Annotated in this window: 9 protein-coding genes, 1 tRNA gene and 1 pseudogene; 7 read left to right on the top strand and 4 right to left on the bottom strand. The window is 34.2% G+C overall.

From position 1 onward, the window contains the following. Positions 1-122: 122 nt before the first annotated feature. Positions 123-196, bottom strand: a tRNA-Arg gene (locus tag AP75_RS09230). 45 nt (positions 197-241) lie between these two features. On the opposite strand from AP75_RS09230, the gene AP75_RS09225 reads away from it, so the two are divergent. Genes AP75_RS09225 through AP75_RS09215 form a run of 3 tightly spaced genes read left to right on the top strand, consistent with a single transcriptional unit; the run spans position 242 to position 4,040 of the window. After that, a complete protein-coding gene (locus AP75_RS09225; protein WP_088264410.1) occupies positions 242-1,288 on the top strand; it encodes an ABC transporter substrate-binding protein in 1,047 nt (348 codons plus the stop codon). Between the two features lie 52 nt (positions 1,289-1,340). Further along, on the top strand, positions 1,341-1,985 hold the full coding sequence (mtgA, locus tag AP75_RS09220) for a monofunctional biosynthetic peptidoglycan transglycosylase (RefSeq protein WP_031501899.1): 645 nt from the start codon (positions 1,341-1,343) through the stop codon (positions 1,983-1,985). 18 nt (positions 1,986-2,003) lie between these two features. After that, the gene (locus AP75_RS09215) at positions 2,004-4,040 is read left to right on the top strand and encodes a recombinase (RefSeq protein WP_031501901.1); all 2,037 of its coding nucleotides are present in this window, start codon (positions 2,004-2,006) and stop codon (positions 4,038-4,040) included. Here AP75_RS09215 and AP75_RS09210 read toward each other — a convergent pair. Genes AP75_RS09210 through AP75_RS09200 form a run of 3 tightly spaced genes read right to left on the bottom strand, consistent with a single transcriptional unit; the run spans position 4,018 to position 6,173 of the window. Further along, entirely contained in the window at positions 4,018-4,308 is a 291-nt protein-coding gene (locus AP75_RS09210; protein WP_031501903.1) for a hypothetical protein, read from the bottom strand. The genes AP75_RS09215 and AP75_RS09210 overlap by 23 nt on opposite strands. Before the next feature lie 2 nt (positions 4,309-4,310). Beyond that, positions 4,311-5,414: a DNA replication/repair protein RecF gene (recF, locus tag AP75_RS09205; RefSeq protein WP_031501905.1), complete on the bottom strand. Its 1,104-nt coding sequence runs from the start codon at positions 5,412-5,414 to the stop codon at positions 4,311-4,313. A 3-nt stretch (positions 5,415-5,417) separates the two neighbouring features. Next, the gene (locus AP75_RS09200; RefSeq protein ID WP_088264408.1) at positions 5,418-6,173 is read right to left on the bottom strand and encodes a UbiA prenyltransferase family protein; all 756 of its coding nucleotides are present in this window, start codon (positions 6,171-6,173) and stop codon (positions 5,418-5,420) included. Positions 6,174-6,234: 61 nt separating this feature from the next. Between AP75_RS09200 and AP75_RS09195 the strand changes: the two genes are divergently transcribed. The 4 genes and pseudogenes from AP75_RS09195 to AP75_RS09180 all read left to right on the top strand — a co-directional run. Next, on the top strand, positions 6,235-12,120 hold the full coding sequence (locus tag AP75_RS09195; RefSeq protein ID WP_088264406.1) for an alpha-2-macroglobulin family protein: 5,886 nt from the start codon (positions 6,235-6,237) through the stop codon (positions 12,118-12,120). A gap of 178 nt (positions 12,121-12,298) precedes the next feature. Next, a complete protein-coding gene (locus AP75_RS09190) occupies positions 12,299-13,945 on the top strand; it encodes a hypothetical protein (protein ID WP_088264404.1) in 1,647 nt (548 codons plus the stop codon). A gap of 176 nt (positions 13,946-14,121) precedes the next feature. Continuing rightward, complete coding sequence (locus tag AP75_RS09185; RefSeq protein ID WP_031503077.1) at positions 14,122-15,528, top strand: TolC family protein; 1,407 nt, start codon at positions 14,122-14,124, stop codon at positions 15,526-15,528. 135 nt (positions 15,529-15,663) lie between these two features. After that, positions 15,664-15,873 (top strand): annotated as a pseudogene (locus AP75_RS09180) (IS5/IS1182 family transposase); the annotation flags it as partial.

Below are 15,873 nucleotides of genomic sequence, written 5' to 3'. Positions count from 1 at the left end.
AATAATAAAATATTAAACAATCCACTTGTTATCGTCTGCATTTTTCCACACTTTTCTGACGATCTACGAGAGAAATAAAAAAAACCGACAAAGAAGCTGAAAATCTTCTAATGTCGGTTTTGTGACCTCGACAGGATTCAAACCTGTAACCTTCTGAGCCGTAATCAGATGCGCTATTCAGTTGCGCCACGAGGCCGTTTTTAGGTTTGCAAATATAACACTTTTTTGTTTTCTTTGGGAAATGAAAACCACTTTTTTTTACATTTTATCAATTTTTGTTTTATTTTCCTGTAAAAAACAGGAAGTTACCACTCCGGAAAATTGGCAATCAATTTCCGAAAATGTGCGTTTTAAAGACGACGGCACAATTTATCAGCTGAAATCTGGTAAATTTAATTATCAATTTGCTCAATCGAATCTTCCATTCAAAAAGGTAATTCTGTTAAATGCAAGTTTGGTGGGATATTTCACCGAATTGGGTTTGGAACAATCGATTATCGGAATTTCCAGTCCGGAATATGTATATTCCAACAAAGTCCGAAAGTTTGTGGAGACCGGAAAAATCCAGAATATGGGTAATGAGCAGAAATACGATCTCGAGAAAATTATCGTCCTGAAACCCGATGCGATTTTCACCAATTATATTTCAAGTTTCGACAATACTTATGATTTAATCAGGAAAAATGGGATTGAAATTATTTTCTTGGATGAATATTTGGAACAAAATCCTTTAGAAAAGTCAAAATATCTGTTGGTTTTCGGAAAGCTTTTTAACAAAGAAAAATTGGCCAATGAAAGGTTTAATGAAATTCAAAACAATTACCAAACATTAAAAAAAACTGCTGAAAATTCCACGAAAAAGCCATTGGTTTTAGCCAATGAAATGTATGGGAATCAGTGGTTTCTTCCGGGCGGTAAAACCAACTTAGCACAATTCATCAAGGATGCTAATGCACAATATATTTACTCAGAAAATACCGATTCTAAAGCCGTTCCGATGAGTTTTGAAGAGGTTTTTGCGAAATCTGAAAAGGCGGAATATTGGATCAATATCGGAAATCATCAAACCAAAAAAGAGCTTTTGCAGATTAATCCCAATTATGCGAAAATGAAGGTTTACAATGAAGGAAAATTGTACACCATCGCCGGAAAAGAAAATGGCAAAGCCAACGATTATTTCGAAAGTGGATCGGTTCGCGCCGATTGGGTGCTGAAAGATTATATTAAAATTTTTCATCCGGAGTTGTTTCCAGCATATAATTTAACTTTTATGAAAGAATTAAAGTAAATTATATTTCTATTTTTGCAGCAGAAACAAAGACTTGTAGAACGAATTAATTATGTGGACGAAAATTAAAAAACTGATTTACATTATTATCCTCGCAAATATTCTTTTTATTGTTTGGGGAAAATTTTTCAATCCGCCTTTTACCATTACTCAAATCGGTGGCTTATTGGAATATGGCAAGCTGAAACGCGATTATATTTCCTATAATGAAATGGGAAATAATGTGAAAAAAGCAGTGTTAGCTTCGGAAGATCAAAGTTTTTTCAGCCACAATGGTTTCGATTATAAAGCGATTGAAAAGGCGATGAAACATAATGAACAGGGCAAAAAACTGCGTGGTGGAAGTACCATTTCGCAGCAAACCGCGAAAAATATTTTTCTTTGGCAGGGTAGGAGCTGGTTTCGCAAAGGACTGGAAGCAGTTTACACCTTCATTATTGAGCTTGTTTGGGGCAAAGATGTGATACTCGAGCGTTACTTAAATTCCATTGAAATGGGGCAAGGTGTGTTCGGTGTGGAAGCTGCTTCGCAGTATTATTTTAATAAAAGTTCAGCTAATTTAACCAAGAGCGAAGCCGCATGGATTGCCACAATTCTTCCGAATCCGAAAAAATACGACCCGAAAAATCCATCAGCATATCTTAATAAAAAGCATCGATGGATTATGCGCCAAATGAATCATGTAAGTTTGAAATAATTTATCTTTGTACGGAATATGCCATTTTACCGACAAAATAAGATAAGTTTTAATGAAACACTAGTCAAGTATTTCAGTTTCCGAAATGAAACGAAATCCTTGGAACCGCTTTCTGAGTTGATGCTCAGTTTGCGAAAATCAGATTTTGAGGAAATTCTGGATTTTCTAAGAAATTCTCCAGAAATTGCGGAAAATTTGGGGTATTACTTTCATCAAATTTTCGAGGGGAAACCTTTCAACCTTTCACTTACTGAAGCCAATATTTTATCAGAAAACGCTTTTTTTCCGGAATTTAAAAAGAGAATACTTAATCAGATTTTGCCCGCCGTAGAAAACGAAAATACGGTGTGGTTTCTGGTCGATTTCACTTCGGTACGGCCAACCAAGGATTTGGAATATTTGAGAAATCTTAAGGAAAATCAGTTGGACGAGTTTTTTACGCTCACAGGAATTGATCGTTTTATTACCTATCCAAAAGTCAAGCACGAACTTTTATTCTCGATGAATATTTTGGCGTGGCGCGTCATCGGAAATGCGATGGATGTAGAAGTCGTAAATATGGCTCCGCAATACCGAAAGTTCGATAATCCTTTTCTGGCTTTACAGGATGAATTGGATATTTTGAATAGTAACTACAAGCAAAATCCTGATTTTTTTCTTACTTCCAAAGATGTTCATTATAAACAAATTAAAGTCTATCTTCAGCAGTGTTTCGACTTTGTCACTTTAGCGTTCAAAAACTCGGCTAAGTATGGAATTTCCAGCAAAATTAATCAGTCATTGCTCAAAATTAGGCAACAACTTGAAAGAATGGCGGATATTCTGAATGTGATGGTGATGGATGATGAGAAAGATGCGTTGATTAAGTCTAAACAGTTGTTTTTTAATATATTACAATACAAATCTCACAAAAACAATATTCGTGATTTGGTGGACGATAGTACCACCTTAATATCGCATTTAATCACAAATCATACCGCAGAAACTGGTGCACATTACATTACCTCGACCAAAAAAGATTATGTAAAAATGTTCCTAAAATCTAGTGGTGGAGGGATCATAGTTGGTTGTTTGGTGGTGCTGAAATTGTTTTACGGCTCGCTTCCCGGAAGCGATTTTTCCCATGCGATTTTATATTCAACCAATTATGCGATGGGTTTCATCATGATTTATTTGATGGGTTTTACTCTGGCAACCAAACAGCCAGCGATGACGGCGGCTACCATGGCGAAAGTACTTTCTGAAGGTGAAAACACCAAAAGAAATTACCGAGATTTCGCGCATCTGGTTTCCAAATTGTTCCGGTCGCAGTTTATTGCTTTTATTGGAAATGTGGTGTGGGCTTTTCCTGTTTCATTAGCGATTATTTATGGTTTGGATGTACTTTTTCAGCAGAATTTTGCTGCGGAAAAAGCCACGAAAATTTTGCAAGATCACGATCCTTTTCAGTCGAAGGCTATTTTCCATGCTTGTATCGCAGGATTTTTTCTTTTTATTTCAGGGATTATTTCTGGAAACGTGGGCAACAGCTCAGTCTTTTATCATATTCCAAAAAGAATTGCCAAAAATCCTTTTCTCAATTATTTTCTTGGTGAAAGAGTGTCCAAAAACCTTTCAGATTTTTATGCCCGAAATTGGGCGGGAATCATCTCTAATTTCTGGTTTGGCGTTTTCTTGGGAATGACGGGACCTATTGGGATTTTCCTTGGTTTAGATCTGGATATTCGTCACATTACTTTCGCTGCAGGAAATGTCGCTCTAGGTTTTTATGGCAAAGGATTTTCGGTTGATGCTTACACGTTTTGGATTTCAATTTTCACCGTTTTTCTCATCGGATTTTTCAACTTTTTGGTGAGCTTTGGGTTGTCGATGATATTGGCATTCCGTTCTAGAAAAGTGAATTTGGGTGAAGTAAAAGAAATTTACAAAGAAATTTTCCGATATTTTATGAAAAACCCGCTGAGATTCTTCTTCCCGATTCGCTCCGCCGTTTTGGATATTCGCGCGAAAGAAATGGTGGAAAATACGGTGGCTACAAAATCTGAAGATCATTAAAATTTTCTTCGCCAAATTTTTCCTGGAACTTCGTCAGAAAGAAAGTTTTTCGCATTCGGAAATCGTTTTTCAACAGCGGTGATTTTATTTTGATTTCTAAGGTTTTCTTATGAAGATTCACCGATTCTATTTCACGAAAAAGAGCATCACTAAGGTATTCTTGCAGGAAATCTTTCACTTCGAAAGCCAATAGTTTTTCTTCGAAACCATAGATTTTCGCAAATGATTTCACCAATTCCGAAGACTGAAATTCTCTTTTCTTTTTCATGATTAAATTTCAAAAATTTTCGATTCTTCGTTGATGTTTTTCACCAGTTTCTCGGTTCTTTTTTTGCTTGTATCGGTAATGAAAATTTGTCCGAAATGCTCCTGATTTACCAAATCAATCAATTGGGAAACGCGCGTATCATCCAGTTTATCGAAAATATCGTCGAGCAGCAAAATAGCTGTTTTCCCGGTTAATTCTTTAACCCGGTTCATTTGTGAAAGTTTCAAAGCGATTAAAAAAGATTTCTGCTGACCTTGGCTTCCAACTTTTTTGATGGAATTTCCGTTCATTTCAAAAAGCAGATCGTCCTTGTGAATTCCTTTGGAAGTGTAAGTTAGAATTCGGTCTTTTTCTAGGCTTTCCTTTAAAATTTGTCGGAATATTTCTTCGGGTTTTTCTGTCTGCAAATCATCAAGAAAATGGGATTGATAAACTACGGTCACCTTTTCGTTTCCTTTGGAAATAATTTCGTAATAACTTTGAATCAAAGGTAAAATAGAGTCTGTAAACTCCTTTCTTTTCTCAAAAATTTTGGTTCCGTATTTAATTAAAGGCTCGTTATAAATTTCCAGACTTTCCGCATCGAAGGAGCGGTTTTTAGAGAAATTTTTTAGCAAAGCATTTCGCTGTTGAACGGTTTTTTGATATTGAATTAAACTGAATAGATATTCCGAATCGGTTTGCGAAATCATCGAATCTAAAAACTTTCTTCGACTTTCCCCGGAATCAGAAATCAAATTAGAATCGTAGGGCGAAATTATCACACTTGGCAAAAATCCGATGTGATCGGCAATTCTATCGTATGATTTATCGTTTTTCTTAATGATTTTTTTAGAATCTTTCGGAAGTTGAATTTTCAAAATATTTTCCTTTTCACCATCGAAAATTTCACCTTCAATGGTAAAGAAATCTTCATCGGTCCTGATATTGTTCAGATCCGTATTCGCCAAGAAACTTTTCGCTACGGAAAGGTAATGCAACGCATCGAGCACATTGGTTTTTCCTGCACCGTTGTTTCCTACAAAGCAATTGATTTGCGAAGAAAATTCAAAAAATTTCTCGGCATGATTTTTAAAATTGATTAAATGAAGTTTTTGGATAACCATTTGTCAAAAATACTTCATTAAAATCAGAAATAAAAGTGGCAAGCCGGAACACGTTTCCACACCGAACGAAAAGTAAGCATCCGGCTTTTGAGTTTCAGAAAAATAAATAAAAAGAAAAGTAATGACAGAAGTAAGGAAAAAAGCAATGGCGAATAGGATTTTAAGTGAAAAAATCGCAATCAACAAACTGAGAAAAATTAGAAAATAGGCGAGAAATTTGGTTTTTTCAACACCGATTAAAATCGGAAAGGTGATGACTTGATCGTCTTTCATATCGCGGATGTCAAATGGTAAAACCAGCGCCGTAACAAACAATAAACTGATAAAAAAAATCTCGGGATGAAAATCGGGTACGATCAGCCAAGAATTAATTAAAGCCCAGGTTAAACCTACGTAGAAAACCTTTAACAATGGGATTTTCCGGATATAATTTTCTAAAAAAGATGTATTATAAAGCAAACCTAAAATTACAATTAAAAACCATTTTAGAAGCCGAATTTCATTGTGATTCAATAAAATAAGAACCGCTGAAACAATGCCACAACATATATTGAAAACCAATATTTTCCAATAATAACGATGATGCTGATATTTCGTGTACAAGTAACCGCTGAAAAAAGTAATGAAAATGAGGATTACCGTTGGCAATCGGAACAAATTTTGCTCGAACATGAAAAACAGCGCCAATGCAGTTCCCATCAAAGAAACATAAATCTGGCTATCGATCACATATTTTTTCAGTAAATTTAGAAACTGCATTGATGCAAATTTAACCAATAATTTCTTTCGCCATCCCAAAGCTAGTTTAGCACCATTTTTTATGAAAAATCTCACCAAAATTTTCAGTCTTTTTCTTTTGATGATGTTCTTTGCGCCTCTTTTTGGGCAAAAATATTACGATGATCAGTGGAAAAAAGTAAGCGATAATTACAAATCCGGAAATTACAAATCCAACCTTCCCATTATTTTAGAAATTCAAAAACAAGCCATGAAAGATGAAAACATCAATCAATTGATTCGCTCGCTGAAGGCGGAATTCAGTATTTCCAACCAAACGTACGATGATGGTGACAACGATGCTACGAGCCGTTTTTTCAAGAAACTTTCAACATTTGGGGAAACACTGAAAGGTGATCAGAAATTGGTTTATCAGGTTTTATTGGGCGAGTTCTTTTGGGATTATTACCAGAATAATTCTTGGGAAATCAACCAAAGAACGAATTTCGATAACCAAGATTTTGCACAAATTGAAACCTGGAGCAAACTAGATTTTAAAAATTTTTTGATTAAAAATTTTTCGATTTTAAATGCAGAAAAAGATCATTTAAAAAAAATAAAAACTTCGGATATTAAAGAAATTTTCGAAAATAAAAATGATTTGGAATATTTTCCGACTTTACTTGATTGGAGTTTTTCTAATGAAATTGAATTTCTAAAAAGCAATGATCTTTTCACTCCGAACGAATTAAAGCAAAATCAAGCCAGAATTTTATCAAATTATGAGGAATTGATTTTAAATAATTCCGGGAATTCAAAACTCTATTTCCAGCATAAGAAACTGAATGATCAATGCAGATTTACGAACTGCAAAGACCGACTTTCGCAGTTGCAAAACCTTGCGAAATCCAATATTGATGGGGATTACAAATTAATGATTATTGCGGATATTGTGGATCTTTTAACTGCAGATAAAAAATTCGCAGAAGCGCTGCAGTGGATTGAAAATGGGAAAAAACAATATCCAAAATCGCAGTTTTATAACAATCTCGAAAACAGAAAAAATCAGATTCTCAATCCGACTTTAGCAATAAAATATGAGAAACATACGCAGGCAAATTTGCCAATTCATCTGGTTGCCCAAGCGAAAAATGTTGATCAGTTTTCATTAAATATTTATGAGGTGAAAGATGACGTAACAAATTTCTTGAAATATGTTTCGAATTCTTATGATAAAAATATTTTTTCAACGATCAAGAAAACATTGGTAAGAAAAGAAACTTTCAAACTTCCGAACTTGAATGATTTCCAAAATCACCAAACTTCATTAGAAATAAAGCCACTTCCGTCGGGGATTTATGTGGTGGAATATGTTGTAGAAAACGCCATTCAGGAACATTTTTACTTTATTGCGACTTCTTCGAGATTGATTTATGACCAAAAAGATGACAGGAAATCCATTGAAGATCGCCTAAAATTAGTCCATCGGGAAAACGGGAAACCGATTTCTAATGAAGGTTTGAAAATCTTCGAATATTCTCGTGGAAAAAACGTCAATACCTATAATATCAATTCCGATAATGCTGCGAATTTCAAGTTTCCGGTTTCTAAAGATAAAGATTATTATCGCTATTTTTTGGTACAACAACCGAAAACCAACGATTTCAATTTGATTCAAGCCTATGGAAATCAATATTACGGAGAAAATAAAATTGAAGATCGCGAACAGGCACAGATTTTCCTTGACAGAGCGATTTACAGACCGGGACAAACGGTTTATTTCAAGGTAATTGCCACTGCTTTCAACGGAGAATCCAAAAAAGAAAATGTGGTTTCCAAATCTAAACTTACGGTTATTTTAAACGATGCGAACGGTGAAGAATTGAATAAACAGCAATTGGTTACCAATGAATTTGGGTCTGTTAATGGAAGTTTCACGTTGCCGCAAGGTAAGCTTAACGGCGAATTCAGCATTAAGGTTACCAATAATGATGAAAGTTCGGACTACCTGATCGACGGAATGAAATATTTCAGGGTTGAAGAATACAAAAGGCCAAAATTTGAGGTCTCTTTCGAACCAGTGAAAGATGAATACAAGTACGGGCAAACCATTGAACTTAAAGGAAAAGCAATGATGTTTTCCGGAATTCCATTGAGTAATGCTACCGTAAATTATGAAATTAAAAAACAGAATATTCGTTGGAGATATTTCTGGTGGTATCCTCGTGGAAACGATAACGAAAATTCTATTCTGGGCGAAGTAAAAACCAATGAAAAAGGTGAATTTATCATAAAAGTTGATCTGAAAAAAGATGAAACTTTAGAAGGAATCCAGATTGATAATTATCAAATCAATGCTTCGGTAACGGACAGTAACGGCGAAACACAATCGGAAACCACCAACGTGAAAGTGGCTTCGATTTCTCACTACATCAAAATGGATGATGTGAAAGACCCATTTGCCGATGAAAATTTGAAAATTAAAGTTGAAACTAAAAATTACAATGACCAGAATTTAAAAAAATCATATCACGTAAAATTGTCGAAACTTCAACCGAAAGAAAGAATTTTCCGAAGCAATTTCGAGAATGAAATTCAGGATTTACCGCAACTTTCGAAGGAAGAATTTATTCAAAAATTCCCGCATGATTATTTTGATAAAGAGGAGAAAAAAGAAAAAGTTGAAAGTGTAGTTTTTGAAAAAACTCAGCAACCATCAACCGATTTAGATCTCGGAAAATTGTCTGCCGGAAAATACAAACTTGAACTCTTCAATATCGAGGGAAAAGACACCATCAAAACCGAAAAAACTTTCGAAGTTTTTGATAAAAGATTCCTTGTCGATTCTCAGAAACCATTTCTCAAAATCATTCAGCCAAAAATGGAATTTCAACGAAATGAAAAGGCGACCATCTACGCTTATTCGGCAATTCCAAATGCGTTGGTGAACATTTATGTGCAGAACGGAAATGGAAAGACCGTAACCGAACAGAAAACTTTCAAAAATGGAGTTTTACAGTACGAAGTAGCGCTCCCGAAAGACGAAAACATCGATCAGATCAATGTTCAGTTTCAGTTGGTAGCTTTCAACGATGTGCAAACAGAATCGGTGAATCTGAAGATTATCTCTGATAAAAAACCTTTGCGAATTGAAACGGTGACTTTCCGCGATAAACTGCAACCTGGTTCAAAAGAAAAATGGACGGTAAAAATTCTCGGGGAAGATAAAGAGGAATTCAATGCTGAAGTTTTGGCCAATATGTATGATATGTCACTCGATCAGTTTGCGGTGAACAATTATTCTTGGCAACAACTTTACCAAAAATATTTCATTATCAATTCTTATGGAATCAATGAAAATTTGGCGCAGGAATTTTACAACAGACGCGTTCCTTATTTGGAGCAGAAAGGTGTGAATTTCCCAAATTTCAATTGGTTTGATGGTGGAATTTATGGTGGAATTATTAGCGAAAGTGCAGTACTAGCATCAGCTGTTCGAGCTCAATCTGAAATGAAATCTGTTGGAAATCCGCCGCCACCGCCAGTATCTAGCACAACGGTTTATTCAGACGTTGAAGAAGTAGATGCAAACGGATACATTGTGAAGATAAATGGACAACCTGTGCGACCAAGAAAGAAAAAATCAGAGGAAAAAGAAGATTTAGACAAAATCCCGGTTCGCCAAAACTTAAACGAAACCGCGTTTTTCTATCCCAATTTAATGACCGATAAAGACGGAAATGTCACTTTTGAGTTTACTTCTCCGGAAGCTTTAACCCAATGGAAATTGATGTTTTTGGCGCATACCAAAGATGCGAGAGCTGCTGTTTTGGAGAAAGAAGTGGTTACTCAGAAAGAATTTTCGGTAACGCCGAATTATCCGAGATTTTTGCGAGAAGGCGACGAATTGAATCTGCAATCGAAACTTTCTAGTTTGGTGGATAAAAAACTCGCTGGAACTGCGCAATTACAGATTTTAGATGCTTTTACAAACGAAGATATTTCCGGTAAATTTGGTTTAAATGAAACTCAGAAATCTTTTGAATTAAAAGAATTGGGAAATTCGGTGATCAACTGGAGACTGAAAGTTCCAAAGGACGTTTCTTCGATGATTATTAAAGTCGTGGCTAAAGCCGATAGTTATTCCGATGGTGAACAAAAAGCAATTGCTGTTTTACCAAACCGAATGTTGGTAACCGACGCCGTTCCTGTTTTTGTGAAAGAAGGTCAAACTAAATCTTTTGTCCTCGAAAATCTTAAAAATAACACTTCTAAAACTGCGACCAATGTTTCCAATACTTTAGAATTAACGACCAATCCGATTTGGGAAATCATGTTTGCATTGCCAAGTTTGAAAAACGACAGCAATCTTTCTGCGGATGTGGTTTTCAATAAATGGTTTGCAGATGTTTTGGCGTCTGAAATTTTCAAAGCCAATCCGAAACTGAAAACTGTTTTTGATGAATATCAATCTAAAGGTTTATTGAATTCAAATCTCGAGAAAAACCAGGAATTGAAACAGTTATTGTTGGAAGAAACACCTTGGGTTTTGGATGCTAAAAACGAAACCGAGCAAATGGCAAAATTGGCAAGATTATTCGATGCGAATAATATGCGAAATTCCATCAACGATGATTGGAGCGAACTGAAAAAATTGCAAAATCCTGATGGCGGTTTTTCGTGGTACGCCGGTTATCCGAGTTCATATTATAACTCGTTGTACATCTTGAAAAATTTAGGAAAAATCAATGAATGGTTGAAAGGAAATGTAGCAGATTATCAAGCTTCCGAACAAAAAGAAATGGTGGCGAAATTGGTAAAATTTGTTGATCATGAAGTGAATAAATATGGCGAAATCGATAAGAGAAATGTGGTTAATAATTATATTTTAGATTATCTCGACAGCCGAAAATATTGGGAAAAAGCATTCCCATTAAATGCAAAAGGAACCGCTTTGAAAAACGCAGTTATTGCTAAAGCAAAAACCGAAAAAATCACCGATTTCACGTTCTTTGGATTGCACCGATTGGCGATTTTGTTTAATGATTATGGTTTAAAAGATGTTTCGAAAAAATTCCTGACTTATTTAAAAGAAACCTCTACGGAAAGCGAAACTCAAGGGGTTTATTGGAAACAAAACCTCAACGATTGGGGTTGGTATTCATCGAAAACAGTGAATCATGCGGGAGCTTTAGAAGCGTTTAACAAATTGACTCCAAATGATGAAAAATTCATTGAAGAAATGAAAATATGGCTTGTTACACAGAAAGAAGTGAATTCTTGGGGAAGTTCTCGCGGAACTGCGGAAGTGATTTTCACCATTCTGAATTCCGGAAAATCCTGGACTTCTGTGGAAAGCGATCATGCAACGATTATTTGGGGCGGAAAAGAACTCACCAAGCCGGATACGAAAGCAACCGGTTATGTGAAATCTACCTTAAAACAGGAAGATATCGACAAAAATCTCGGAACTGTAACCATTACAAAACCAGGAGCTGGAATTGTGCAAGGTGGTTTATTCTGGCAATATTACGAGGATTTAGATAAGATCAAATCTTCGGAAACTTATATTTCCATCACCAAAGAATTGTACAAAAAAGTGAAAACCGTAAATGGTGAAGAATTGCAAAAAATTACAGAAAATGCTCCGCTAAAAATCGGCGATAAAGTAACGGTTAGAATGATTCTGAACACCGATAGAAATATGGAATTTATTCATTTGAAAGATATGAGAGCGGTAGGTTTTGAACCAGTTGATGTACTTTCTGGCTATCAATGGAAGAATAATTTGGGTTATTATCAAGTCACCAAAGATGCTTCCACTAATTTCTACATCGAATATATGCCGAAAGGAAAATACGTTTTCGGGTACGATTACATTTGTAATGCTGCCGGAACGTTCAGCAATGGAATTACGACGATGCAGAACTATTACGCTCCTCAAATGAATGCTCACACACAAGGAACGAAAGTTTCGATAACTGAATAATTTGTAATTCTAAAAATATCAATAAAGTCGGGCTTTTTGCTTGACTTTTTTTTTAAAACTTAATCCTTGAAGGATTTTAAATAATTCAAGGATTGCCAGAAATAATGCTTTTCAAATTTTTTTATTAAAATTTTCTTATGATAAAATATAGTTTTTTACCTTTGAAAAAAAGCCGGGAATGCTCAATATTATAGATTTAGAAAGTCAGTTTTCAAAGCAAAAAATTAATAAAGCTAAAAAACTTTCTTTACGAGAGATTGAAGAAGATAAAAAAAACAATTTCATTTGTTTTATAGATGAAGGCGAGGAAAGCTATGATGTGCAAATTTCTATTAATGAAAAATTAGAAATCATAGATTCTTCTTGTGATTGTTCAGATCAAGGTTTTTGTAATCATTTATTAGCTTTGGCAATACATATTTTTGAAATAAAGAATAATAAACCAACCAAAAAAACAAAATTAAAAGCAAAAAAAATTTCGGAAGCAGAATTAGCAATAGAAAATCTAAATTCTGAAGAAATTAAAGGGTGGATTTTAGAATTTTTCAAAAAAAATAAAGAGGCAGAAATTCAATTTTTATTAGAATTTGGAGAAAAAAAGACTGATTTTTCTGATTTTGAAATCAAGAGTATTATTGACAAAAGCATACAATCTGTAGTAGGAAAAAAGAAAAATATTACCGCACCAGAAATTAAAAAAATAGTAGATATTCTCACGAAAAGTTTGGAGCCTGTAGAAGAATTTATATGGCAGAATATTGCAAAAAATATTGCTTTGGAAACGTACAATCTCATCTGTGATCATTTAATGAGTTTTCAAGTGAATATTTATACTACCAGCAATAGAATTGAGAGTTTTATAGATAAATTTAGGACGAAATTTGCCATCAATTTCAATCAAATAAAAGATCAATTGGTATGGGAAATATTGGCACAGGAATATTGGAATTATTATTTGAAAGGCACAGGAAGTATTCCGCATACTTTATACCATTTGTTGTTTGATATTTATAAATATGCAGATACTCCTCAGAAAAAATTTATAGCAAAATTAGTAAAAGAGCAAATCGAAATTTGGATTAAAAATGATGTGGGATTACGAACGGAACTTCGAGAACATTTGTTGGATATTATGATAGAGAATGAGATGTTTTTGTCTGTAAAATCCTATTTTCCTATTGCTTTTTACAAAAATTCTTATAATATTAAAATTTTAAATGAATTATTGAAATTTGATAAAAATCTAGTCGAAAAATATTGTAATGAGATTATCAACAGAAATTCTAATGAAAAATACAATTATCCTTACTACGAAATTTTAGAAAAATTGTATTTTGAAAATAATGATTTAGGAAAGTTAGCAATTATTAAAAAATTAAAATTTCAAGGGAACCCTACTGTAGAAGATTATATTTTTATTGAGCAAAATGAAACAGATAATGGAGAATTTAAAAAATTCAGAACCAAGATTTTAGCAAATTTGCGTAGAAGTTTTTACCAATATCCCGAAAATGCAGAAATATATTTTCAGATTTTAGAATACGAAAAAAACTATACTAAAATGCTAGATGTGATAGATGAAAACCTTCCTACATTTGTTATTAATCAATACTCTGAAAAACTTTATTTAATTGATAAAGAAAAATTTTTAGTTAAGGTAAGTCGAAGATCTAGTTGGAGTTCAGTAGAAAGTGAAGATGAAAAATTGGCAAATTTTTTAGTTTCAAAATACGATAACGCTCATCTAAAATCATATTTTAGTAAAAATTCATTTGGATTTGGTAGCTATAGCTTTTCTTCAATGGTTCTAAAAAAATTGAAATAAAAATTGATTTTCAATTAGTTATATTTTTTTTTTCTAAATGTAACAGGTAGGCTTTAGCCAAAACATAAATATATAGCTCGCCCGCAAATTTTTTGTGGACTTTTCTACTTTTTGACAAATGTCAAAGCATTATTATGTCAATCTTCGCAACTTTGCAACTTCAAAAAACATTAAAAATGAAAAACTATAAAACATTATTTTTTATTACAATGCTTGGGTTTCCCTTGTCATTTTCTGCGCAAACTGCTCCTTCTTTGCAGGAATTGGTAGACGCAGCGATGACGAAAGACGCGACCATAGAACAACAAAATTTGGAGTCTAAAGCAAACGAATTAGACCAAGAAAAACTGAAAGATATTTTCTTACCAAAGGTGGAAATTTCTGGAAAGGGAGGATATTTAAACGCTACGGCAAAGGTAGTTTCACCAGAAATTGCCATACCTGCAATTAACCCTCTTTTTCCCGGTGCAGTTTTCCCGGAAGGAACTTTTAACAATAATTTTAATTTGTCAGGTTTTGATGCCGCGGCAAAAATCGAAGCAACAGCGGTTCTTTATTCTGGCGGAAAAGTAAAGTATCTGAAGCAAGCTTTAATCGAAAAAGACAATGCCAATAAAGCATTGCAGGTTAAAAATGAAGACGAAGTGATTACGCAGATTTCTAAAGCGTATGATCAATTTGCACTGGTAGCAGAGTCGAAAAATGTGTTGGACGAAAGCAAAAAACGTCTCGATGCCAATAGAAAAACTGCTGAAAAAGCTCTTGGTTATGGATTAATCACCCCTTACGATTACAAAAAAATAGAATTGGCCCAAGCTACCTTAAATTCTAAAATGGTAGAATACGAAGGAAAAAGAGAGTTGCTGATTACACAATTGCATCTTTTAACAGGAATTGATAAAGAGCGAATTGCGCTGATCAACCCGAATTTAGAAAAAATTGAGTATTTGGTAACCGATGAAAGCATCGACAACAGGGCGGAACTGAAAGCTTTGGATTTCGGAATGAAAGCGATTGATGCGAAAATAAAAGCAGAAAAAACGTGGTGGATTCCCAAAGTTCAAGCCATGACTTCGCTTTCCTACATAGGATTTTATAACACCAATATTTCTTCTTCTAAAGCATTGATGCCGGGAACTGGTGCAAAGTTAGATTATGACTTGACGAATTTTAATCTATTGCCCATTTTTCAAGCGGGAATTGGTTTTAAATGGGATGTTTTTGATGGAAATGAAGGAAAACATGAAGTAGAAAAAGCAAAAATTGACAGAGAAATTTTAGAAAGTAAAAAATCTGATGCCGAAAGAAAATTGCAGCTCAATTTAGCCAATAATCAAACCAATTATAACATCGCAAATGCCCAAGTTGATCTAAAAGCGACCGCGAAAAAAATTGCTAAAAATGCATTGACACAAGCCGAAAAAGAATTCAGATATGGTTTGATTAAAGCGACGCAATTGATTGAAGCGGAAAACGATTTGGAAGTTGCAGAATTAGATTATCAAACCGCTATCTTCAACCAAAGAAGGGCAGCGATTGAATTGATGAAGTCCACACAAAATTTAAACGCAGAAAAACTATAAAACGATAAACATTAATCAAATAAATAGTCTCTCCTTAAACCACTTATAATTTACTGATTATTAGTATTTTGGGTTTAAAATAGCTTGTTTTTTATTGCAAGAATTTGTATATTAGAGCTTTAAAACCTTGCAAATATGTTAGGAAAAAATCCAGAAAAACTGCCAGAATTATTCCGCCCGATGTTGGTTGATTTTATTGATGATAAACACGAACTCGTTTTGCTTTCAGATAAAATAGATTGGAATTATTTCGAGAACGAATTTTCGCCGTTGTACTCTAAAGTGGGCAATCCGAGCCATCCGATTCGTTTTATGGTGGGCTGTTTGCTTCTGAAACATCTTTAT

Origin of the sequence: Kaistella haifensis DSM 19056 (assembly GCF_000735695.2) — a bacterium.
Classification (GTDB): domain Bacteria; phylum Bacteroidota; class Bacteroidia; order Flavobacteriales; family Weeksellaceae; genus Kaistella; species Kaistella haifensis.
The sequence above is the reverse complement of the archived record's forward strand: the minus strand, read 5'-3'. Positions and strand labels throughout refer to the sequence as shown.

What these genes read in the sequence shown, in the direction of transcription:
- AP75_RS09215 (WP_031501901.1), top strand. Translation starts at nt 2,004, where the DNA reads ATGCCATTTTACCGACAAAATAAGATAAGTTTTAATGAAACACTAGTC.
- mtgA (WP_031501899.1), top strand. Translation starts at nt 1,341, where the DNA reads ATGTGGACGAAAATTAAAAAACTGATTTACATTATTATCCTCGCAAAT.
- recF (WP_031501905.1), bottom strand. Translation starts at nt 5,414, where the DNA reads ATGGTTATCCAAAAACTTCATTTAATCAATTTTAAAAATCATGCCGAG.
- AP75_RS09195 (WP_088264406.1), top strand. Translation starts at nt 6,235, where the DNA reads ATGAAAAATCTCACCAAAATTTTCAGTCTTTTTCTTTTGATGATGTTC.
- AP75_RS09190 (WP_088264404.1), top strand. Translation starts at nt 12,299, where the DNA reads ATGCTCAATATTATAGATTTAGAAAGTCAGTTTTCAAAGCAAAAAATT.
- AP75_RS09210 (WP_031501903.1), bottom strand. Translation starts at nt 4,308, where the DNA reads ATGAAAAAGAAAAGAGAATTTCAGTCTTCGGAATTGGTGAAATCATTT.
- AP75_RS09225 (WP_088264410.1), top strand. Translation starts at nt 242, where the DNA reads ATGAAAACCACTTTTTTTTACATTTTATCAATTTTTGTTTTATTTTCC.
- AP75_RS09185 (WP_031503077.1), top strand. Translation starts at nt 14,122, where the DNA reads ATGAAAAACTATAAAACATTATTTTTTATTACAATGCTTGGGTTTCCC.
- AP75_RS09200 (WP_088264408.1), bottom strand. Translation starts at nt 6,173, where the DNA reads ATGCAGTTTCTAAATTTACTGAAAAAATATGTGATCGATAGCCAGATT.